At 69.8% G+C, this 20,150-nt stretch carries 18 protein-coding genes and 1 riboswitch; of the genes, 10 read left to right on the forward strand and 8 right to left on the reverse strand.

The window, feature by feature from the left end:
* Positions 1–59 precede the first annotated feature (59 nt).
* The gene (locus tag AC1M14_RS22060; RefSeq protein ID WP_479730467.1) at positions 60–1,244 is read right to left on the reverse strand and encodes an MFS transporter; all 1,185 of its coding nucleotides are present in this window, start codon (positions 1,242–1,244) and stop codon (positions 60–62) included.
* A gap of 102 nt (positions 1,245–1,346) precedes the next feature.
* On the opposite strand from AC1M14_RS22060, the gene AC1M14_RS22065 reads away from it, so the two are divergent.
* Positions 1,347–2,249 carry a LysR family transcriptional regulator gene (locus tag AC1M14_RS22065; RefSeq protein WP_102775577.1) on the forward strand — a complete coding sequence of 301 codons (903 nt, stop codon included), beginning with the start codon at positions 1,347–1,349 and terminating at the stop codon, positions 2,247–2,249.
* 38 nt (positions 2,250–2,287) lie between these two features.
* On the opposite strand, the gene AC1M14_RS22070 is transcribed toward AC1M14_RS22065, so the two are convergent.
* Positions 2,288–3,292 carry a sodium:calcium antiporter gene (locus AC1M14_RS22070; RefSeq protein ID WP_102775576.1) on the reverse strand — a complete coding sequence of 335 codons (1,005 nt, stop codon included), beginning with the start codon at positions 3,290–3,292 and terminating at the stop codon, positions 2,288–2,290.
* A gap of 43 nt (positions 3,293–3,335) precedes the next feature.
* Positions 3,336–3,533, reverse strand: a riboswitch (yybP-ykoY riboswitch).
* Between the two features lie 129 nt (positions 3,534–3,662).
* On the opposite strand from AC1M14_RS22070, the gene AC1M14_RS22075 reads away from it, so the two are divergent.
* Positions 3,663–5,006: an aminopeptidase P N-terminal domain-containing protein gene (locus tag AC1M14_RS22075; RefSeq protein WP_102775575.1), complete on the forward strand. Its 1,344-nt coding sequence runs from the start codon at positions 3,663–3,665 to the stop codon at positions 5,004–5,006.
* A 6-nt stretch (positions 5,007–5,012) separates the two neighbouring features.
* Here AC1M14_RS22075 and AC1M14_RS22080 read toward each other — a convergent pair whose 3' ends face one another.
* The gene (locus AC1M14_RS22080; RefSeq protein WP_102775656.1) at positions 5,013–5,480 is read right to left on the reverse strand and encodes an NINE protein; all 468 of its coding nucleotides are present in this window, start codon (positions 5,478–5,480) and stop codon (positions 5,013–5,015) included.
* A gap of 82 nt (positions 5,481–5,562) precedes the next feature.
* Here AC1M14_RS22080 and AC1M14_RS22085 point away from each other — a divergent pair, with 82 nt between their 5' ends.
* The 6 genes from AC1M14_RS22085 to ruvA all read left to right on the forward strand — a co-directional run bounded on the left by AC1M14_RS22085 (position 5,563) and on the right by ruvA (position 11,075).
* A complete protein-coding gene (locus AC1M14_RS22085) occupies positions 5,563–6,729 on the forward strand; it encodes a UbiH/UbiF/VisC/COQ6 family ubiquinone biosynthesis hydroxylase (protein WP_111826445.1) in 1,167 nt (388 codons plus the stop codon).
* A 115-nt stretch (positions 6,730–6,844) separates the two neighbouring features.
* The gene (gene dusB / locus AC1M14_RS22090; RefSeq protein ID WP_168202257.1) at positions 6,845–7,870 is read left to right on the forward strand and encodes a tRNA dihydrouridine synthase DusB; all 1,026 of its coding nucleotides are present in this window, start codon (positions 6,845–6,847) and stop codon (positions 7,868–7,870) included.
* A 39-nt stretch (positions 7,871–7,909) separates the two neighbouring features.
* Complete coding sequence (locus AC1M14_RS22095) at positions 7,910–8,149, forward strand: helix-turn-helix domain-containing protein (protein WP_006217670.1); 240 nt, start codon at positions 7,910–7,912, stop codon at positions 8,147–8,149.
* A gap of 103 nt (positions 8,150–8,252) precedes the next feature.
* Positions 8,253–9,842, forward strand: coding sequence for a bifunctional phosphoribosylaminoimidazolecarboxamide formyltransferase/IMP cyclohydrolase (gene purH / locus AC1M14_RS22100; RefSeq protein WP_102775572.1), 1,590 nt, complete (start codon positions 8,253–8,255; stop codon positions 9,840–9,842).
* Positions 9,842–10,390 (forward strand): crossover junction endodeoxyribonuclease RuvC, encoded by a 549-nt coding sequence (ruvC, locus tag AC1M14_RS22105; RefSeq protein WP_102775571.1) that lies wholly within the window; start codon positions 9,842–9,844, stop codon positions 10,388–10,390. Before purH ends, ruvC begins: the two co-directional genes overlap by 1 nt.
* Positions 10,391–10,502: 112 nt before the next feature.
* On the forward strand, positions 10,503–11,075 hold the full coding sequence (gene ruvA / locus AC1M14_RS22110; protein ID WP_102775570.1) for a Holliday junction branch migration protein RuvA: 573 nt from the start codon (positions 10,503–10,505) through the stop codon (positions 11,073–11,075).
* A 17-nt stretch (positions 11,076–11,092) separates the two neighbouring features.
* Here the strand turns inward: ruvA and AC1M14_RS22115 are convergent, their stop codons facing one another.
* The 5 genes from AC1M14_RS22115 to AC1M14_RS22135 form a co-directional block, all read right to left on the reverse strand.
* Positions 11,093–12,001, reverse strand: a complete 909-nt coding sequence (locus tag AC1M14_RS22115) for a complex I NDUFA9 subunit family protein (RefSeq protein WP_102775569.1) — start codon at positions 11,999–12,001, stop codon at positions 11,093–11,095.
* Between the two features lie 104 nt (positions 12,002–12,105).
* The gene (locus AC1M14_RS22120; protein ID WP_102775568.1) at positions 12,106–13,071 is read right to left on the reverse strand and encodes a threo-3-hydroxy-L-aspartate ammonia-lyase; all 966 of its coding nucleotides are present in this window, start codon (positions 13,069–13,071) and stop codon (positions 12,106–12,108) included.
* 74 nt (positions 13,072–13,145) lie between these two features.
* On the reverse strand, positions 13,146–14,219 hold the full coding sequence (gene ruvB, locus AC1M14_RS22125; protein WP_102775567.1) for a Holliday junction branch migration DNA helicase RuvB: 1,074 nt from the start codon (positions 14,217–14,219) through the stop codon (positions 13,146–13,148).
* Between the two features lie 47 nt (positions 14,220–14,266).
* Positions 14,267–15,802 (reverse strand): sensor histidine kinase RisK, encoded by a 1,536-nt coding sequence (gene risK / locus AC1M14_RS22130; RefSeq protein WP_479730468.1) that lies wholly within the window; start codon positions 15,800–15,802, stop codon positions 14,267–14,269.
* A 12-nt stretch (positions 15,803–15,814) separates the two neighbouring features.
* The gene (locus AC1M14_RS22135) at positions 15,815–16,516 is read right to left on the reverse strand and encodes a response regulator (protein WP_102775566.1); all 702 of its coding nucleotides are present in this window, start codon (positions 16,514–16,516) and stop codon (positions 15,815–15,817) included.
* Between the two features lie 199 nt (positions 16,517–16,715).
* On the opposite strand from AC1M14_RS22135, the gene AC1M14_RS22140 reads away from it, so the two are divergent.
* Positions 16,716–18,023 (forward strand): fimbria/pilus outer membrane usher protein, encoded by a 1,308-nt coding sequence (locus AC1M14_RS22140; RefSeq protein ID WP_209166739.1) that lies wholly within the window; start codon positions 16,716–16,718, stop codon positions 18,021–18,023.
* A gap of 80 nt (positions 18,024–18,103) precedes the next feature.
* On the forward strand, positions 18,104–19,933 hold the full coding sequence (recQ, locus tag AC1M14_RS22145) for a DNA helicase RecQ (protein WP_102775564.1): 1,830 nt from the start codon (positions 18,104–18,106) through the stop codon (positions 19,931–19,933).
* Positions 19,934–20,150: the final 217 nt, after the last annotated feature.

A 20,150-nucleotide genomic window follows, 5' to 3' on the forward strand; every position in this document is an offset into this window, starting at 1 on the left:
AAAAAAGCCAGTCGAACGACTGGCCTCAGGTTCGCGGCGCCCGCGCCCGCCATGGACTTTCAGGCGCTGGCCAGCTGCCGGGAGGCGGCGCGGCGGTCCAGCCGCCCCGACAGCACGGTCAGGCCCAGGGCGCCCAGCGTCACCAGCGCTGCAACCCAGGGGGTGTGGGCCAGGCCTAGGTGGCTGACGACCTGGGCGCCGGCCCAGGAACCGCCGGCCACGCCCAGATTGAAGGCGGAGATATTGAAGCCGGTGGCCACGTCGGTGGCCTCGGGCGCCACTTCTTCCGCCAGGCGCACCACATAGACCTGCAGGCCGGGCACGTTGCCGAAGGCCACGGCTCCCCAGGCCAGCACGGTCAGCAGCATCAGCGGCTTGCTGGGCGCGGTGAAGGTCAACACCAGCAGCACGGCGGCCAGCAGCGCAAAGATGAGCTTGAGCGCCACCACCGGACCCTTGCGGTCGGCCAGGCGGCCGCCCCAGAAATTGCCGACGGCCACCGAAACGCCGTAGGCCAGCAACACCAGGCTCACCATGTTGGGACTGAAGCCGGTGATGTCTTCCAGAATCGGCGCCAGAAAGGTGAAGGCGATCAGCGAACCGCCGTAGCCCACGGCCGTCATGGCATAGACCAGCAGCAGGCGCGGCTGCAGCAGCACGCGCAGTTGGCGGCTGAGCGGCGCCGGTTGGGCATGCGCGATATTGCGCGGCACCAGGGCCCATGCGCCGATCATCGCCACCAGGCCAAAGGCCGCGACGACCAGGAAGGTAGTGCGCCAGCCGAAATGCTGGCCGATGAACGTACCCAGCGGAATCCCGGTGACAAATGCCACGGTCATGCCGCTGAACATGGTCGCGATCGCGCTGGCGCCCTTCTCGCGCGGCACCAGGCTGGTGGCGACGATGGTGCCCACCGAGAAGAACACGCCGTGGGCCAGGCCGGTGAGCAGGCGGGCCACGATCAGCGTTTCGTAGCCGGGCGCCAGCCAGGCCACCAGGTTCCCCGCGGTGAACAAGGCCATGAGGCCGACCAGCAACAGCTTGCGCGGCACGCGGCCGGTCAGCGCCGTCAGAACGGGTGCGCCGATGGCCACGCCCAGCGCATACAGGCTGACCAGCAGACCGGCCGAAGGCAGGGAAACGCTCAGATCGGAGGCGATGGTCGGAATCAATCCGACGATGACGAATTCGGTGGTCCCGATGGCAAAGGCCGCCAGGGTGAGGGCAAGCAGGGCGAGAGGCATGGCTGCGATCCAGTGATATTTTTCAATGGCTTGCAGTGTCCTCGGTTTATATTTGCGGATTAAGCCCAATATCAAACAAATTCTTTTGAATTAAGTTCAATAATGAAGACCACCCTCGATGAGTTGCAGGCTTTTGTGGCGGTCGTGGACACGGGCTCCATCACCGCCGCCTCGGAGCTGCTGGGCCTTACGATCTCGGCCACCAGCCGCACGCTGGCCAGGCTAGAAGAAAAGCTTCAGACCACGCTGCTACGCCGCACCACGCGCCGTCTGGAACTGACCGAGGAAGGCGCCAGCTTTTTGCAGAGCGCCCGCGCCATCATCGCCTCGGTCGACGAAGCCGAGGAACAGATGGCCGCGCGCCGCATGCGCCCGGCCGGGCGGCTGCGCGTCGATGCGGCCACTCCTTTCATGCTGCATGTGCTGGTGCCGCTGATAGCCGGTTTTCGCGAGCGCTATCCGCAGGTGGAACTGGAAATGAACTCCAACGAAGGCATCATCGACCTGATCGAAAAACGCACCGACGTGGCCTTTCGCATCGGCGTCCTCAAGGACTCCACGCTGCACGCCCGCCCCGTGGGCAGCAGCCAGGTGCGCGTTCTGGCCAGTCCGGCCTACCTCAAGCGCCACGGCACGCCCACCGGCACGGAACAGCTGGCCCGGCATTCGCTGCTGGGCTTCACCCAGCCCGAATCGCTCAATGACTGGCCGCTGCGCGGCCCGGCCGGCGACACCCTGCGCATCCAGCCGACGATAGCCTCCTCCAGCGGCGAAACCCTGCGCCACATGGCCCTGGCAGGCCTGGGCATCGTCTGCCTGTCGGACTTCATGACGCGCGAAGACCGCAAGAGCGGCAAGCTGGTGCAGTTGTTTGCCGCCGAGACACTGGACGTGCGCCAATCCATCAACGCGGTCTACTACCGCAATACCGCGCTGGCGGCGCGCATCACCTGCTTCGTGGACTATGTCATGGAGACCCTGGGCCAGCGGCCATTCACGGCTTGAAAAAGGGGCGGCGCGGACGGTTTGCGCGCCGCCCGCCATCAGGCGTAGAAATGCCAGCCCAGGTAGGCCGCGAAGGCCAGGTACAGGCCGCCCACCGCCGACAGCGCCGGCACGCTCATGGCCGCGCGCTGGAAGCGCAGCCACAGCAGGCCGATCGACAGCATGGTGAACAGGCCGGCCACCAGCAGCGGCGCGTCCAGCAGCCACGGCGTCATGAAGATGCCCAGCGCGCTGGGTATGGTGGCCTGGATCATCATGGCGCCCGAGATGTTGGCCAGCGCCAGGCGCTCCTTGCCCTGCCGCACCCAGATGAGCGCGTTCATGATTTCGGGCAGTTCGGTCGCCACCGGCGCCAGCAGCAGGGCCGCGACGTGGGGCGAGGCGCCCATCGCCACGCCCAGCGCCTCGATCTGGTTCACGAACACGTGCGAGGCGCCCGCGATCACCACCAGCGCCAGCACCGTCTGCACGATCGCCCAGGACAGCGACGGGTCCTCGTCGCGCGGGCGCAGCTTGAGCGGCTCCAGGTCTTCGCTGTCCAGGCTTTCCTCGTCGTTGCTGAGTTCGCGCTTGACGTAGAGGGCGTAGGTGGCCAGGAACAGGATGCCCAGCCACGGTTTCCAGGCGAACGCCAGCAGGCCCAGGCCGACCTTGAACACGAAGATCCCCATGAACCAGGCCTGGTCGCGGGCCAGCCTGCGCTGGTCCGCATTGATACAGTCGGCCTGGCTCACGCGGCCGCGGCGCGCGCGCCACAGCGCCAGGCCGACCACGGCATAGGCCAGCGTGGCCAGCACCAGCGGCCCGCCCATGGCGGCGCCGACGCCGATGTCCTTTTGCTCGGGGGTGTCGCCGAAGACCACGGCCATGAAGGTGACCGCGCTCTCGGGCAAGGCCGTGCCGAACGCCGCGAGCACGGTGCCCGTGGCGGTGGCGCCGAGCTGGAAGCGGTGGCCGACCCACTCGACGCCGTTGACGAAGAATTCGCAGGCGAAGTAGATCACTGCCGCAGACAGGAAGAACAGGAACAGGGTGAGGAACATATAGACGCAGCCGGACGAGCAGAAACCATTGGCGCGACATCGCGGCTCGCCCGGCCAGGGGTGAACGCAATGCGGCCAAAGGTCTCGCCTGGCTGATCCATGCGGCGGGCGCGCCGCCGAGCATGGAAACCGCTAACGCCATGGAGTTCTAGCGGCTGCTCCGCAGCGCTGAACCACCAAGTCTGTTGACGCTAGCTCCTTTGAGGGGGCAAAGGATGGCTACTCCCCAATGACAGAGCGGCGATTGTAGCAGCCCGCGCCGATCCGTCCAGTCATTTCGGCATGACCGCGCGGGGTGTCGTGTTTGCGGTATGGCAGGTAAAGTAAACGCCATCCCCAACCCTTGCCGGGGCTTGCGCCCCCGCCCGCCATGAGCCTGCCTCCCGACGATATCGCCCCCTTCGCCGCCCGCCGCCAGCGCCTGATGGAACAGATGCGCGCCGCGGGAGGCGGTATCGCCGTCCTGGCGACCGCGCCCGAGGCCGTGCGCAACCGCGACGCCGAATATCCGTACCGGCACGACAGCGATTTCTTCTACCTCACCGGCTTCACCGAGCCGGACGCGTGGCTGGTCCTGATCGCCGGCGCGTCCGACCGCGCCCTGCTGTTCTGCCGGCCGCGCAACGCCGAACACGAAATCTGGGAAGGCAAGCGCTTCGGCCCCGAGGCCGCCGCGGCGCATTTCGGCTTCGACGACGCCCATCCCGTCGACGCGCTGGACGAGCTGATGCCCACGCTGCTGCTCGACCACCCTACCCTGTACGCCCCGCTGGCGGGCGACAAGCGCACCGACGGGCGGCTGCACCGCTGGCTGGCGGCGGCGCGCGAGGCCAGCCGCGGCGGCCACGCGCCGCCCGCGCGCCAGCAGGACATCCGGCCGGTGCTGGCCGAGATGCGGCTGGTCAAGGACGCCTCGGAGATCGCGGCGATGCGCCGCGCGGCCAAGATCTCGGCCGGCGCCCACGCGCGCGCCATGCGCGTGTGCCGCCCCGGCATGCACGAGTACGAACTCGAAGCCGAACTGCTCTACGAATTCCGCCGCCACGGCGCGCAGTCGGTGGCCTACAACAGCATCGTGGCCGCCGGCGCCAACGCCTGCGTGCTGCACTATCCGGCCGGCGAGGCCGTGCTGCGCGACGGCGACCTGGTCCTGATCGACGCCGGCTGCGAGGTGGACAGCTACGCCAGCGACATCACCCGCACGTTTCCGGTCAACGGCCACTACAGCGGCCCGCAGCGCGCGCTGTACGACCTGACGGTGGCGGCCCAGGAGGCCGCCGCCCAGGCCACCGCGCCCGGGCGCGGCTTCAACGACGCCCACCAGGCGGCGCTGCGCGTGCTGGCGCAGGGCATGCTGGACCTGAAACTGCTGAAAGGCTCGCTCGACGGCGTGCTGGAATCCGGCGACTACAGCCGGTTCTACATGCACCGCACCGGCCACTGGCTGGGCCTGGACGTGCACGACGTGGGCGACTACCGCCAGCCCGGCCCCGCCCAGGGCGCCGAGCGTCCATGGCGCAGGCTGGAGGCCGGGATGATGCTGACCATAGAACCCGGCATCTACGTGCGGCCGGCCGGCGACGTGCCCGAGGCCTACTGGAACATCGGCATCCGCACCGAGGACGACGCGCTGGTCACCGACGAGGGCTGCGAGATCATCACGCGGGGCGTGCCGGTGCAGGCCGGCGAGATCGAGGCGCTGATGCGGGAATAGCGGGCGCTAGAACACGTAGCCGTCCAGCCAGCCCATCGCCACCCAGGTATAGACCACCACCATCGCGATCGCGCCCATCGACGCGATCGCGCCGACCAGGCAGGCCAGCAGGGCCACCAGCACCGGCCCCCAGGCCGTGTTGCTGGGCCGGCCCAGGCCGGGGTTGTAGAGGCGGTCGAATTTCTCGTCCGGCATCAGCGAGAACACCGCGCTTTCGATGAACCCGTCGATCATCGGAATGAACAGCAGGAAGAAGGCGGGGTTGTCGTACCAGACCGGATAGAAACGCAGTGCGCAAAAGCCGCTGACCAGCGCCAGCGCGGTCACCACCCAGGCGTGGCGCCGGCCCAGATACCACCAGTGCGCGCCCATCCACCCGAAGAAACAGGCCAGCAGGCCCACGGCGACCTTGCCGCGGGGACGGCGGGCGGATGCGGTGGACAACGGGGAGGATTGCGCCTGGGCCTGCGTCATGTCGATCAACCGGTAAGGGGAACGCCGGCGCCTGGGCGCGCCGGCTCTGCGTGCGATTGTAGTGGACGGTTAAAATCCGCGGATGACCTCATCCGCCTTCGACATTGCGATACTCGGCGCCGGCCCCGTGGGCCGGGTGCTGGCCCTGATGTTGGCGCGCGTGGCGCCGGACCCGGCCCGCATCGCCCTGCTCGCGGGCAACGCGCCCGCCCCGGCCGCGGCGGCCGCTGCGCCGGCCGCGGACCCGCGGGTGCTGGCCATGAACCACGGCAGCCGCGTGCTGCTGGAATCGCTGCAGGCCTGGCCCGAGCGCTCGGCCGACATCCGCAACATCCATGTGTCGCAGCGCGGGCGGCTGGGCCGCACCCTGATCCAGAACACCGATTTCGGCGTGCCCCAGCTGGGCAGCGTGGTCGCTTACGCCGGGCTGTACGCGAAACTGGACGAGCGCGTGGCCGACAGCGGCGTGACCGTGCTGTCCGGGCCGCCCGCCCGGATCGACCGCCAGGACGGCGACGGCGTGCGCATCCGGCAGGGCGAGACCGAACTGCTGTGCCAGGTCGCCGTGCAATCCGACGGCGCGGGCGCTTCCGACCTGCGCCGCGACTACGGCCAGCACGCCGTGCTGACCAGCGCCCAGGCCACGCTGCCGCGCCGCGGCTGGGCCTGGGAACGCTTCACCGCGGAGGGTCCGCTGGCCCTGCTGCCCCATCCGCAGACGCCGGACGCCTATTCGGTGGTCTGGTGCTGCGCGCCGGAACGCGCCGCCGAACTCGCCGCGCTGGACAACGCCGCGTTTTCGCAAGCCCTGTCCGCGGCCTTCGGCGACCGCCTCGGCCGCCTGTCGAGCCAGGCGCCGCGCCACGTCTTCCCGCTGGCGCTGAGCGCGCGCCGCGCGCAGGTCCACGGCCGCGTGGCGGCCATCGGCAACGCCGCCCAGACCCTGCACCCGGTCGCCGGCCAGGGCCTGAACCTGGGGCTGCGCGACGCCGCCCGCCTGGCCCAGACGCTGGGCGGCTGGCTGGCCCATCCCCAGGGCAGCCCGGCCGCGGCCCTGACCGAGTTCGCCCGCGCCCGCCACGTGGACCGCGCCCTCACCGCCGGCCTGACCGACCTGATGCCGCGGGTCTTCGCCACCGGCCTGGCGCCGGTCGAGCACGCCTGCGGCCTGGCCCTGCTGGCGCTGGACCTGGCCTCGCCGCTGCGCGCGCCGCTGGCCCAGCATCTGCTGCAGGGGTTCCGCGCCTGAGTCCTCTCGACCCGTCCCCTGTCGGGGCGGCTCGGTTTGCTTTGGTCGTCCATCGTTACCAGCCGTTTGCCGGCCGGAAAAATGAGGGCGCGATCGAGCCGGTTAAAATGTGAGCATGCGCATAGGCCAATGGTCCCTTCCCAACAACGTTCTGGTCGCGCCCATGGCGGGCGTGACGGACCGTCCTTTCCGCCAGCTCTGCAAGAAGCTGGGGGCCGGCTACGCCGTCTCGGAAATGGCCGCCAGCAACCCGAAGCTGTGGGATAGCGTCAAGACCTCGCGCCGCCTGAACCACGACGGCGAAATCGCCCCGGTCTCGGTGCAGATCGCCGGCGCCGATCCCGCCATGATGGCGGAGGCGGCGGTGTTCAACGCGAATAAAGGGGCCCGGATCATCGACATCAACATGGGCTGCCCGGTCAAGAAGGTCTGCAACGTCGCCTCCGGGTCGGCGCTGCTGCGCCACGAAGACCTGGTGGCCCGCATTCTCGATGCCGTGGTGTCGGCCTGCGCGCCGCTGGGCGTGCCGGTCACGCTCAAGACCCGCACCGGCTGGGACCGGGAGAACCGCAACGCCTTGCGCATCGCGAAAATGGCGCAGGAGGCCGGCATCGCCGCCCTCACCCTGCATGGCCGCACGCGCGCCGACCTCTATACGGGCGAGGCGGAATATGACACCATCCGGGCCGTCAAGGCGGAGCTGGACATCCCCGTGGTCGCCAACGGGGATATCGATACTCCTGAAAAAGCCAGGCGCGTCCTGGATTACACTGGCGCCGATGCGGTCATGATCGGCCGGGCGGCCCAGGGCCGTCCGTGGATTTTCCGCGAAATCGACCACTACCTGCGCACGGGCGAAACACTGGCCCCTCCCTCATACGGGGAAATGCGCGAGCTGTTGCTCGAACATCTCGACGACCACTACCGGTTCTATGGCGAGCACACCGGCGTACGCACGGCGCGCAAGCACATCGGCTGGTATCTGGACGGCCTGCCGGGAGCGGATTCGTTCTGCGCCCGCATGAATCTGATCGACAATACCCGAGACCAGTGGCGGGCGGTGTCGGACTGGTTCGACCTCATCTCGCGCGACGGCGGGCCTCATCCGGCGCCGATCGCAGAAGCCCTGCTGGCGGCATAACCGCCTCAACACCACCAACATAAAAATATCTGTACTCAAATGAGCAAGAAAGATGTCCTGGAAGAATGCGTGCGCGCCAGCCTGGAGCGCTATTTCGAAGACTTGGGCGAATCCGAGCCCCACGACATGTGGGACATGGTGATGCGTTGCGTCGAACGCCCGGTGCTCGAAGTGGCGCTGGAGCGCTCGGGCGGCAACCAGTCGCGCGCATCCGAAATGCTGGGCATCACCCGCAACACGCTGCGCAAGAAGCTGCTGGCGCACAATATCCAGGTATAGCTTTCCCGCGCGGGAGAGGCGCCGCGGCGCGCCGCCCGCTCCTTCAAGATTTCCCATCTGACCAGAACGAGAAAGGCGTCCCGCCCCACTCCCGTCCCTCACCATGAAAATCGAAACCGCCCTGCTTTCGGTGTCCGACAAGACCGGCATCGTTGAATTTGCCCGCGCGCTGGCCGCGCGCGGCGTGCGCCTGCTGTCGACCGGCGGCACCGCCAAGCTGCTGGCCGACTCCGGCCTGACCGTCACCGAAGTGGCCGCCCACACCGGCTCGCCCGAGATCCTGGACGGCCGCGTCAAGACGCTGCATCCCAAGATCCACGGCGGCCTGCTGGCGCGCCGCGACAGCGCCGAGCACATGGACACCATCAAGGCGGCGGGCATCGATCGCATCGACATGCTGGTGGTCAACCTGTATCCGTTCCGCGAAACCGTGGCCAAGCCGGACTGCACCTTCGCCGACGCGGTCGAGAACATCGACATCGGCGGCCCGGCCATGCTGCGCGCGGCGGCCAAGAACCACGGCACCGAAGCCGGCGGCGTGACGGTGGTGATCGACCCGGTCGACTACTCGCGCGTGCTGGCCGAAATGGACCAGGGCGGCGCCACCTCCTACGGCCTGCGCCTGGCGCTGGCCGCCAAGGTCTACGCCCACACCGCCGCCTACGACGGCGCCATCGCCGCCTACCTCAGCAGCCTGGCCGACGCCGAGCCCAAGCAGGACGCCGTGCCGGCGCGCAACGAATGGCCGGGCACGCTGACGCTGCAGGTCAAGCAGGAGCAGGCGCTGCGCTACGGCGAGAACCCCCACCAGACCGCCGCCTTCTACGTCGACGCGCAACGTCCGGCCGGCCTGCTGGGCAACTACCGCCAGCTGCAGGGCAAGGAACTCTCGTACAACAACATCGCCGACGCCGACGCCGCCTGGGAATGCTCGCGCAGCTTCGAGGCCCCGGCCTGCGTCATCGTCAAGCACGCCAACCCCTGCGGCGTGGCGGTCGCGGCCGACACGCTGGGCGCGTACCAGCAGGCCTTCAAGACCGACCCGACCTCGGCCTTCGGCGGCATCATCGCCTTCAACCGCCCGGTCGACGCGGCCACGGCCGAAGCCGTCAGCTCGCAGTTCCTGGAAGTGCTGCTGGCGCCGGCCTATGACGGCGCCGCGCTGGCCATCCTGGCGGCCAAGAAGAACGTGCGCGTGCTGGAAGTGCCGATGGGCACGGGCCAGAACGCCTTCGACGTCAAGCGCGTGGGCGGCGGCTGGCTGGTGCAGAGCCCGGACGCCTACAACGTGCCGCGCGACGCGCTCAAGGTGGTCACCAAGCGCCAGCCCACCGAGCAGGAAATGAACGACCTGGCCTTCGCCTGGAAGGTCGCCAAGTACGTCAAGTCCAACGCCATCGTGTTCGTGGGCGGCGGCATGACGCTGGGCGTGGGCGCCGGCCAGATGAGCCGCATCGACTCGGCCCGCATCGCCTCGATCAAGGCGGAAAACGCCGGCCTGACCCTGAAGGGCTCGGCCGTGGCCTCGGACGCCTTCTTCCCGTTCCGCGACGGCCTGGACGTGGTGGTGGCGGCGGGCGCGACCTGCGTGATCCAGCCCGGCGGCAGCGTGCGCGACGACGAAGTGATCGCGGCGGCCGACGAGCACGGCATCGCCATGGTGCTGACCGGCACCCGCCACTTCCGCCACTGATGCGCGTCCTCGGCATCGATCCCGGCCTGCGCCGCACCGGCTTCGGTGTGATCGATGCCGACGGCCCGCGGCTGCGCTACGTCGCCAGCGGGACCATCGTGGTCCCACCGGCGCTGTCCCTGCCCGAACGTCTCAAGGTCATCCTGGACAATCTGCGCGAGGTCGCGCGCGACACGCGGCCCGACGTGGCCGCGCTGGAAATCATCTTCCTCAACACCAACCCGGCCTCCACCCTGCTGCTGGGCCAGGCGCGCGGCGCGGCCCTGTGCGCGCTGGCCGACAGCTCGCTGGCGGTGCACGAATACACCGCGCTGCAGATCAAGAAAGCCGTGGTCGGCACCGGCCGCGCCGCCAAGGAGCAGGTGCAGATGATGGTGCAGCACCTGCTGGCGCTGGACGGCGCGCCCTCGCCCGACTCGGCCGACGCGCTGGCCTGCGCGATCTGCCACGCCCACGTCGGCCCCCTCCAGGACAAGCTCGACCGCCTGGGCGGCGCCCTGCACATGGGCGGCAAGACCCGTATCCGCAACGGCCGCCTGCTGGGCTAGGGCCTGTTCACACTAAAAGGAGCCACGCACAGGCCCTAGCGCCCAGCGTATAGAATCCCCGCATTCGCCGCGCATCGCGCGCGGTTCCACTCTTGCCAGGCCTGCCATCACCATGATCGGACGCATCACCGGAACCCTGATCGAAAAACTTCCGCCCACCATCTGCGTGGACGTGGGCGGTCTGGGCTATGACATCGACGTGCCCATGAGCACGCTGTACGCCCTGCCGGACAACGGCGCGCGCGTCACGCTCTACACCCACCTGACCGTGCGCGAGGACGCCCACATCCTGTATGGCTTCGCCACCGCCGGCGAACGCAGCGCGTTCCGCGAACTCATCAAGGTCAGCGGCATCGGCGCGCGCACCGCGCTGGCGGTCCTGTCGGGGCTGTCGGTGGCCGACCTGGCCCAGGCCATCACCCTGCAGGAATCCGGACGCCTGACCCGCGTGCCCGGCATCGGCAAGAAAACCGCCGAACGCCTGCTGCTGGAAATGCGCGGCAAGCTCGGCGCCGACATCGGCGCGACCCCGCACGCCGCGCCCGACAGCCAGTCGGACATCCTGAACGCGCTGCTGGCGCTGGGCTACTCCGAGAAGGAATCGCTGTCGGCGCTGAAGACCCTGCCAGAAGGCGTGGGCGTGTCCGACGGGATCAAGCAGGCGCTCAAGGCATTGGTGCGCTGAGCGGGGCCCGCCGCCCGTCACAGATACCGCGGCGCGACGGCTTCCAGGCCGGTCGGCACCACGTGCAGCTCGGGCGCTATCGGCCCGCCGCAGACGTTGTCGCGGCGCAGGGAGTCCAGGTTGTCGCGCGACATCAGCGGCGTGCCGGGCAGGCATTCGAACAGCATGGCCTGCATGCGGCCCACGCCCATCGGCATGTTGAGCACCGGCCGCGGATGGCCGCTCCAGGCGGCGCACAGGCGCGCGATCTCGCCCAGCGTATAGACCTGCGGGCCGCCCAGTTCATAGGTCTTGCCGCGGGCGCCGGGGTCGCGCAGCGCCGCCATCAGCGCGGCCACCACGTCGCCCACGTACACCGGCTGCATGCGCACGTGGGCGCCGGCCAGCGGCAGCACCGGCAGCCAGCGCGCCAGCCGGGCGAACATATTGGTGAACTGGTCGTCGGGGCCGAACACGACGGAGGGGCGGAAAATGGTCCAGCCGCCTTCGCGCCAGCCGGCGAATTCCTGCTTGATGGCGGCCTCGCCATCGCCCTTGGAGCGCTGGTACATGCTGTCGCCCTGCGGGTCGGCGCCCAGCGCGCTGACGTGCAGCAGGCGCGGCACGCCCTGGCGGCGGCAGGCCTGCGCGATGCGCTGCGGCAGCAGCACGTGCGCCCGCGCGAAGTCCGAGCCATAGGGCCGGCCTGAATTGCCATGCAGGATGCCCACCAGGTTGACGACCGCGTCGCAGCCGCGCGCCAGCGCGTCCAGCGTGGCGTCGTCGTGGACGTCGCGTTCGAGCAGGGTGACGGTGGGGAAGATCTGCAGATCGCGCCCACGGCTGAAACGGCGGGTGGGCACGATGATTTGTTGCGGCTGCGCGCTGAGCCGCGCGATCAGGTGGCGACCGATGAAACCGGTGCCGCCAATGACAAGAATACGCATGCGCAGCCCCTGTTCGTCAGGATTCAGCCCCGATTCTGCCCTGCACGGGCGACAACCGCAAGCGCGCATCGGCGGCCGGCCGCGCCGGCCGCCGCCGGCGTGCGTCAGCCCGCCAGCAGTCTGGCGTAGGCCGGGAGATCAACGTTGCCGCCGCTGATGATCACCCCGACCCGGGCGCCGCGCACCGGCACCACGTTCTGCATCACCGCGGACGCGCCCAGGCAGCCGGTGGGTTCAACCACCATCTTCATGCGTTCCGCGAAGAATTTCATGGTGGCGACCAGCTGCTCGTCGGTCACCGTGACGATGTCGCGCACGTGCTTCTGGATCAGCGGGAAGGTCAGATTGCCCAGGTGCGTGGTGGCGGCGCCGTCGGCCAGGGTCTTGGGCGCCGGAATGCGGACGACTTCACCCTTGCGCAGGGACTGCTGGCCGTCGTTGCCGGCCTCGGGCTCGACCCCGTAGACCAGGCAGCGCGGGCTCAGCGCGTAGGCGGACAAGGCCGAGCCGGCCAGCAGCCCGCCGCCGCCCAGGCAGACGAACAGATAGTCCAGTTCGCCCACGTCCTCGAACAGCTCCTTGGCCGCGGTGCCCTGGCCGGCGATGACGTCGGCGTGGTCGTAGGGCGGGATCAGCGTGGCGCCGGTCTCGGCCTGGATGCGGCGCGCGATGGCCTCGCGGTCCTCGGTGTAGCGGTCATAGGTGACGATCTTGCCGCCGTAGCCCTCGGTGGCGGCGCGCTTGGCCGCCGGCGCGTCCAGCGGCATGATGATGGTGGCCTGCACGCCCTGCAGCCTGGAGGCCAGCGCGATGGCCTGGGCATGGTTGCCCGACGAGAACGTGACCACGCCCGCGGCCCGCTGTTCGGGCGTCAGGCGCGCGATCGCGTTGTAGCCGCCGCGGAACTTGAAGGCGCCCATGCGCTGGAAGTTCTCGCACTTGAAGAACAGCGAGGCGCCGCTGATCGCGTCGGCGGTGGCCGAGGTCAGCACTGGCGTGCGGTGCGCGTTGCCGGCCAGGCGCTCGCTGGCGCGCGCGACGTCGTCGTAAGAGGGCAATTCGGGCTGCATGGGAAATCGGTCCTTGAAGGGAAACGGAACCCCAGGATGATAAACCCGCCGCCGCCCCTCGGGCGCGGGCGGGCCTATTTGCCGAACAGGTCGCCCGATCCGCTGGCGCTGCCGGCCGGCGGGGTCAGCCCCAGGTGGCGCCAGGTCGTCAGCGTGGCCGTGCGTCCGCGCGGCGTGCGCTGCAGGTAGCCGTGCTGGATCAGGTAGGGTTCGATCACGTCCTCGATGGTGTCGCGCTCTTCGCCGATGGCCGCGGCCAGGCTGTCCACGCCCACGGGGCCGCCATCGAACTTGTGGACGATGGCTTCGAGCAGCTTGCGGTCCATCAGGTCCAGCCCCTGCGGGTCGACTTCCAGCATGGCCAGCGCGCGGCCGGCCACGTCCGCGTCGATGATGCCGCCGGCCTTGACCTCGGCGTAGTCGCGCACGCGGCGCAGCAGCCGGTTGGCGATGCGCGGCGTGCCGCGGGCGCGGCGCGCCACCTCGGCCGCGCCTTCCGGCGTGATGCCGGCGTTGAGCAGGCCGGCGCTGCGCGTGACGATGCGGCCCAGGTCGGCGGCGTCGTAGAACTCCAGCCGCGAGACGATGCCGAAGCGGTCGCGCAGCGGATTGGTCAGCATGCCGGCGCGCGTGGTCGCGCCCACCAGCGTGAAGGGTTGCAGGTCCAGCTTGACGCTGCGCGCGGCCGGCCCTTCGCCGATCAGGATGTCGATCTGGAAGTCCTCCAGCGCCGGATAGAGGATTTCCTCGACCACGGGCGACAGGCGGTGGATCTCGTCGATGAAGAGGACGTCGTTCTTTTCGAGATTGGTCAGCAGCGCGGCCAGGTCGCCCGGGCGCTCCAGCACCGGGCCGGAGGTCTGGCGCAGCTGCACGCCCATTTCATGGGCGATGATGTGGGCCAGCGTGGTCTTGCCCAGGCCCGGCGGGCCGAACAGCAGCACGTGGTCCAGCGCCTCGCCGCGCTTTCTGGCGGCGGCGATGAAGATTTCGAGCTGTTCGCGGGCGCGCTGCTGCCCCACGTACTCGTCCAGGGCCTTGGGCCGCAGCGCGCGTTCGATCGACTCCTCGTTGGGAGATACCGGCTGCGGCGCCACGATACGGGGGGCGTCGGGGCGGGAGGAAAGCGAATCGGACTGGATGGCCATGGTGCGGAAACGGCAAAGGAGAAAGCAGGATGCATCGTACCGTAACCCTAGACGGTTTCCGACAGGGGCAGCCGCACCCGCACGCACAGGCCGCCGGAATCGGCCGCGCGCAGCTCCAGCGAGCCGCCGTGGGCGCGCGCGATGGCCTCGGCCAGGGCCAGGCCCAGCCCGACGCTGCCGGTGCGCGTGCGCGCGTCGTCGAGCCGGCTGAACGGGCGCAGCGCCTCGCGGCGGCGCTCCGGCGCGATGCCGGCGCCGTGGTCGGCCACGTCCAGCACCGCGTAGCGCCCTTCGCGGCTCAGCGTCACGTCGACCGGCGGCGCGCCGTGGTTCAGGGCGTTGCCGATCAGGTTGTCCAGCAGCCGGCCCAGCGCCACCGCGTCGGCCTGCACCACCAGCGCCGCGTCGTCGTCGGCGCCGTTGCGCAGGCGGATGTCGGTGCCCGCCCCCTGCCAGGCGCCCACGCGCTCGATCAGCCAGTCGCCCAGCACCATCGAGGCGTAGCGGTAGGCGGCCGGGTCGGTTCCGCGCACGAAGCCGATGAACTGGTCGACCATGTGCTGCATGTCCTGCAGGTCGGCGCGCAGGCCTTCCTTGAGCTTGGAATCGTCGGCCAGCTCGATGCGCAGCCACATCCGCGACAGCGGCCCCTTGAGGTCGTGCGGCAGGCCGGACAGCAGCGTGCGGCGCACCGAATCGGATTCGGCCAGCGCGTCCAGCATGGCGTTGAAGCGCTCGCCCAGCACCCGCGTCTCGTGCGGCCCCGAGGGGTCGACCCGCTGCGGCTGCCCCGCGGCCAGCCGGTCGGCGGCGTCGGCCAGCCGCGTGATCGGGCGCGTGATGTGCCAGGAAAAACCCACGGCCAGGAGCAGCAGCAGGCCCAGCCCGCCCAGCCAGGCGGCGATGAAGGGCGTGGTCACGGGCGGGTCGAGCCGGTCCAGCGGGATCACCAGCCACTCGCGCAGGCGCGGCACGTCCTCGGTGTTGGAATTGGGGGCCAGCGAAATGAAGATTTCGGGCGTGGGCCCGCGCGACAGGGCCACGCGCGTGCCGTCGTTGAGCCGCTCGTTGAGCTGCTGCACCAGCCCGCGCAGGTCCTGGCGGATGTCGTCCGGCTCGGGCTTGTGGCGCCGCCTGAACTCCTGCTCCGCGCGGCGTTCGTCGCGGTCGTCGTCGCGCACTTCGGGCGGCGGCGGCGCCGGCGGGCCGTGCAGCTGCGGATCGGCCGACGGCGGCGAGGGCGGCGTGGGCGCGGGCTTGGGCGGCGGCTTGGCGCGGCGGCCGTTGAAACGCTGCAGCTTGGCTTCGGCCGGCAGCACGCGCGACCACAGGCGCCACTGGTTCTGCGAGGCCGTGCGCACGAAATCGGCGCGTTCGTCGGCCGGCACCTGCGACACGGCGGCCCGCAGCGTGCGGATGGTGGTGACGATGTAGCCGATCGCCACCTCTTCCATGAACTTGTGGCGGAAGTAGGACACCGTCACCAGCGTGGCCGCCTGCGTCAGCAGCACCGCGCCCAGGATCAGCAGGATCAGCCTTGCCCGTAGCGAGCGCGGCATCAGGAAACCGGGAGAAAAGCGCATCGGGACGGGGCTCTAGGGCGAAAACCGGTAGCCGATGCCCCAGACCGTCTGGATCCAGCGCGGCTGCTTGGGATCGTCCTCGATCACGCGGCGCAGGCGCAGGATGGCGATGTCGATGGCGCGGTCGTTGCGTTCGCCGGCGTCGTCGTCGCGCGCCAGGGCCAGCAGGCGTTCGCGCGACAAGGGCTTGCCGGCGTTGCGCACCAGCGCTTCGAGCAGGTTGATCTCGCCGCCCGTCAGCTTGACCACGGTGCCGTCGCGCGAGAGCTGGCGCGTGGACGGATCGAACAGGAACGGGCCGAACGAGACCGGCGCGTCCTTGGTCAGGGCGGACGGGCCGCGCTTGCGGCGCAGCACGGCCTCGATGCGGGCCAGCAGTTCGCGCGGATCGAAAGGCTTGCCGACGTAATCGTCGGCGCCGGCCTCCAGGCCGATGATGCGGTCCACCGCCTCGTCGCGGGCGGTCAGCAGGATGACGGGGATGTCCTCGCCCTGTTCGCGCAGGCGGCGACAGGCGTCGGCGCCGTCGCCGCCGGGCAGCATGCGGTCGAGCACCAGCAGGTCGGGCGCGTAACGGGTGATGCGGGCCGACAGGTCGGTGGCGTCGGGCGCCAGCAGCGTGTCGTAGCCGTGCCGGTTCAGGTAGTCGGCAAGCAGCTGCCGCAGGGCCGGATCGTCGTCGACGACCAGCAGCTTGGTGTGGGGATTGTCCATGGATGCCATAGTGGGGCGCGGCGCGTCGGGCCGCAAGAGGCAGGAAATCAACTGAAATATACCTGTTGCACGATGTAGAACGCCGTTTCCGGCGCTTTTATCGGAAGCCGATCGAGGCGATAAAATGAATCCTGCCCAGCCGCGGACAGCCCATGAACGTTCACAGCATCCGCGGCGCTCCCTTTCTACACTGGTTTCTATGCCCGCCCCTGCATTCTTCCGGCGAAACTGGCTGCTGCGCGCAATCCTGGCCGCGGCCGCGCTGGGCCCGCTGCCGGCCGCTGCCGGCAGCGCGGCGGACGCCCTGCTGCCCGCGTCCGGCACGCCGGCCGGCTGGGTGCGCGGCATCGGCGCGCTGGCGCCGGTCCAGACCATCCCCGTGCGTCCCGCGCCCGCCATCGGCGCGCGCGCGGTGCCGCTGGACCCCTCCCCCTGCGACCTGCAGACCCTGGAACCCGCCATCGACACCCGCGTGCACGGCGGCGGCGACGGCCAGACGCCGGAACTGAGCATTCCCGGCACCGGGGCCGAGCTGTCGGGCGACGTCCGGCCGCCGGCGGTCGACTGCCGCGCCCTCACCGCCCCCGAGGAGGCCGCGCCCGACTACTCCTTCGCGCTGGAGGAAGGCGACATTCCCGTGGTCGTGATCTCGGGTGTGGCGCGCCCGTCCCGGCCCTGGTTCGCCTCGGTCAGCGGCCAGGACGGCCTGCGCTATGGCGGCAGCCGCAACTGGGTCTACCGCAACACGGCCGGCCCCTCCATCGCGGTCGGCAACATCACCGCCGCCGCCCCGGCCTGGGGCAGCGGCGCCCCCGTGGGCGGGCTGCAGATCTCGAACTGGGCCGGGACGGGCCCCACCATCGCCGAAGGCGCCTTCGGCTATTCCTCGTCCGTCGGCCTGCTCAACAACATGGACCCGGCGGCGCGCTCGGGCGCCGTCGACTACGGGGCCTCGGCAGGCAGCGGCAGCGTGCGCTACGGCCTCACGCCGGCCCTCACCCTGGAAGGCCAGATGCAGAGTGCGCCTTCGCTCACCACCCGCGGCATGGGCACCACCTACGCCGCCGGCGAATACGGCACCTTCCAGGCCGGGGCCACGCAAAGCTCGTTCGACGCGGTCAACGCCTGGCGCTACCGCTTCGGCTACAACGTGGAGGTGGCCAACCTGGTCCACCTGGGCTATACGGCCGAACAGGTGGGCGCGGGTTTCGGCGACCTGTCCATGTATGCCGACGGCGCGGCCGCCACGGGCCAGACCCGCAACACGCTGTCGGCGGGCGTCCCCATTTCGGGCTGGGGCACCTTCAGCGGCACCTATTCGGGCCTGCGCGAAGGCTCGACCCAGGCCGAACAGCGCGTCGGGCTGTCGCACAGCATGTTCGTGGCGCCCAAGGTCCAGCTGGCCGTCGGCGCCGACCGCGACATCCTGTCGGGCGACTACGAGTGGCGCGCCAACCTCAGCATGCCGGTCGACACCTTCATGCGCGGCACCTGGCTGAACTGGTAGCGGACGGAAATCTCCCTGGCGCGACGGCCCGCCGGATTTGGGGCTTAAAATCCCTGCCATGATGCTTCCGGCCTACCCCCATGTCTGACGCGCGCGCCCTCAGCGTATTGCAGCGCGTTTTCGGTTACGAATCCTTCCGCGGCGACCAGCAAGCCATTGTCGATCAGGTGATCGGCGGCGGCGACGCGCTGGTGCTCATGCCCACCGGCGGCGGCAAATCGCTCTGCTACCAGGTGCCCTCGCTGGTGCGCGAAGGCACCGGCATCGTGGTGTCGCCGCTCATCGCCCTGATGCAGGACCAGGTCGACGCCCTGACCGAACTGGGCGTGCGCGCCGCCTACCTGAACTCCACCCAGGAATGGCGCGTGGCCCGCGAGGTCGAACAGGCCTTCCTGGCCGGCGAGCTGGACCTGCTCTACGTGGCGCCCGAACGCCTGCTGACCGACCGCTGCCTGCAATTGCTGGAACGCGGCCGCATCGCGCTGTTCGCCATCGACGAGGCCCACTGCGTGTCCCAATGGGGCCACGACTTCCGGCCGGAATACCTGGGCCTGTCGATGCTGCACGAGCGCTGGCCCGACGTGCCGCGCATCGCGCTTACCGCGACCGCCACCGACGCCACCCGCCGCGAAATCGCGCAGCGCCTGTCGCTGGACGAGGCGCGCCACTTCGTCGCCAGCTTCGACCGCCCCAACATCCGCTACCGCATCGTCGAGAAAAACGAGGTACGCAAGCAGCTGCTGGACCTGATCCGCACCGAACACGAGGGCGAATCCGGCGTGGTCTACTGCCTGTCGCGCGCGCGGGTGGAAGAGACCGCCGAATTCCTGTGCAACCAGGGCATAGACGCCATGCCCTACCACGCCGGGCTCAGCGCGCAGGTGCGCGCGGCCAACCAGGCGCGCTTCCTGCGCGAGGACGGCGTGGTCATGGTGGCCACCATCGCCTTCGGCATGGGCATCGACAAGCCCGACGTGCGCTTCGTCGCGCACATCGACCTGCCCAAGTCCGTGGAAGGCTATTACCAGGAAACCGGCCGCGCCGGCCGCGACGGCCTGCCCGCCACCGCCTGGCTGGCCTACGGCCTGCAGGATGTGGTGCAGCAGCGCCGCATGATCGACGAATCGCCCGGCGACGACGCCTACCGCCGGCGCCTGGGCCAGCAGCTCGACGCCATGCTGGGGCTGTGCGAAACCGTGGAATGCCGGCGCGTGCGGCTGCTGGCCTACTTCGGCCAGCAGATCACGGCCTGCGGCAACTGCGACGTCTGCCTCGACCCGCCCCAGGCCTGGGACGGCACCGTCGCGGCGCAGAAAGTGCTGTCGGCCGTCTACCGGCTATGGAAGGAACGCGGCCAGCGCTACGGCGCCGGCCACATCATCGACATCCTGCGCGGCAAGGTCACCGACCGCACCAGGCAGCATGGCCATGAAACCCTGAGCGTCTTCGGCGTGGGCGCCGACCTCAGCGACACCGCATGGCGCGGCGTGCTGCGCCAGCTGCTGGCGCAGGGCCTGCTGACCGTGGACAACGAAGGCTACGGCACGCTGGCCCTGACCGAAGGCAGCCGCGCCGTGCTCAAGGGCGAGCGCCAGCTGATGCTGCGCCGCGAATCGGAAAAGAAACCGCGCTCGGGCAAGACCGGCAGCGGCCGCCCCAAGGCCGCCGCCATCGACCTGCCGCCCGAACTGCAGCCCGTCTTCGAAGCCTTGCGCGCCTGGCGCGGCGAAGTGGCCAAGAGCCACGGCGTGCCGGCCTACGTCATCTTCCACGACGCCACGCTGCGCGAAATCGCGCTGGCCCAGCCCGACTCCATGGACGCGCTGAGCCACATCAGCGGCGTGGGCGCGCGCAAGCTGGAAGCCTACGGCGAGGAAATCCTGCAGCGGGTGTCCAGGCCGATCGTTTGATGAGGGTGTGGTTGGCGGGGGGCCGTAGGATGGGTGCAGCGCGAGAATTCTTAAGCAAGAACTCAGCTGTCGAGCGCGCGTAACCCATCAGGCGGCGCAAGCCGCCGCTTTTCGAGGCAAGAGACAAATGCCGGCTTGCGCCGGCCGATGGGTTCCGCGCGCTGGAGGCCCGCGTCCTTTTCCAAATCCCCTCGCGCTGCACCCATCCTACGCAAGC

The organism is Achromobacter sp. SX5 (assembly GCF_056711425.1).

Coding starts and splice junctions, on each gene's coding strand:
- AC1M14_RS22060 (WP_479730467.1), bottom strand. CDS start 1,244: ATGCCTCTCGCCCTGCTTGCCCTCACCCTGGCGGCCTTTGCCATCGGG.
- AC1M14_RS22065 (WP_102775577.1), top strand. CDS start 1,347: ATGAAGACCACCCTCGATGAGTTGCAGGCTTTTGTGGCGGTCGTGGAC.
- AC1M14_RS22070 (WP_102775576.1), bottom strand. CDS start 3,292: ATGTTCCTCACCCTGTTCCTGTTCTTCCTGTCTGCGGCAGTGATCTAC.
- AC1M14_RS22075 (WP_102775575.1), top strand. CDS start 3,663: ATGAGCCTGCCTCCCGACGATATCGCCCCCTTCGCCGCCCGCCGCCAG.
- AC1M14_RS22080 (WP_102775656.1), bottom strand. CDS start 5,480: ATGACGCAGGCCCAGGCGCAATCCTCCCCGTTGTCCACCGCATCCGCC.
- AC1M14_RS22085 (WP_111826445.1), top strand. CDS start 5,563: ATGACCTCATCCGCCTTCGACATTGCGATACTCGGCGCCGGCCCCGTG.
- dusB (WP_168202257.1), top strand. CDS start 6,845: ATGCGCATAGGCCAATGGTCCCTTCCCAACAACGTTCTGGTCGCGCCC.
- AC1M14_RS22095 (WP_006217670.1), top strand. CDS start 7,910: ATGAGCAAGAAAGATGTCCTGGAAGAATGCGTGCGCGCCAGCCTGGAG.
- purH (WP_102775572.1), top strand. CDS start 8,253: ATGAAAATCGAAACCGCCCTGCTTTCGGTGTCCGACAAGACCGGCATC.
- ruvC (WP_102775571.1), top strand. CDS start 9,842: ATGCGCGTCCTCGGCATCGATCCCGGCCTGCGCCGCACCGGCTTCGGT.
- ruvA (WP_102775570.1), top strand. CDS start 10,503: ATGATCGGACGCATCACCGGAACCCTGATCGAAAAACTTCCGCCCACC.
- AC1M14_RS22115 (WP_102775569.1), bottom strand. CDS start 12,001: ATGCGTATTCTTGTCATTGGCGGCACCGGTTTCATCGGTCGCCACCTG.
- AC1M14_RS22120 (WP_102775568.1), bottom strand. CDS start 13,071: ATGCAGCCCGAATTGCCCTCTTACGACGACGTCGCGCGCGCCAGCGAG.
- ruvB (WP_102775567.1), bottom strand. CDS start 14,219: ATGGCCATCCAGTCCGATTCGCTTTCCTCCCGCCCCGACGCCCCCCGT.
- risK (WP_479730468.1), bottom strand. CDS start 15,802: ATGCGCTTTTCTCCCGGTTTCCTGATGCCGCGCTCGCTACGGGCAAGG.
- AC1M14_RS22135 (WP_102775566.1), bottom strand. CDS start 16,516: ATGGACAATCCCCACACCAAGCTGCTGGTCGTCGACGACGATCCGGCC.
- AC1M14_RS22140 (WP_209166739.1), top strand. CDS start 16,716: ATGCCCGCCCCTGCATTCTTCCGGCGAAACTGGCTGCTGCGCGCAATC.
- recQ (WP_102775564.1), top strand. CDS start 18,104: ATGTCTGACGCGCGCGCCCTCAGCGTATTGCAGCGCGTTTTCGGTTAC.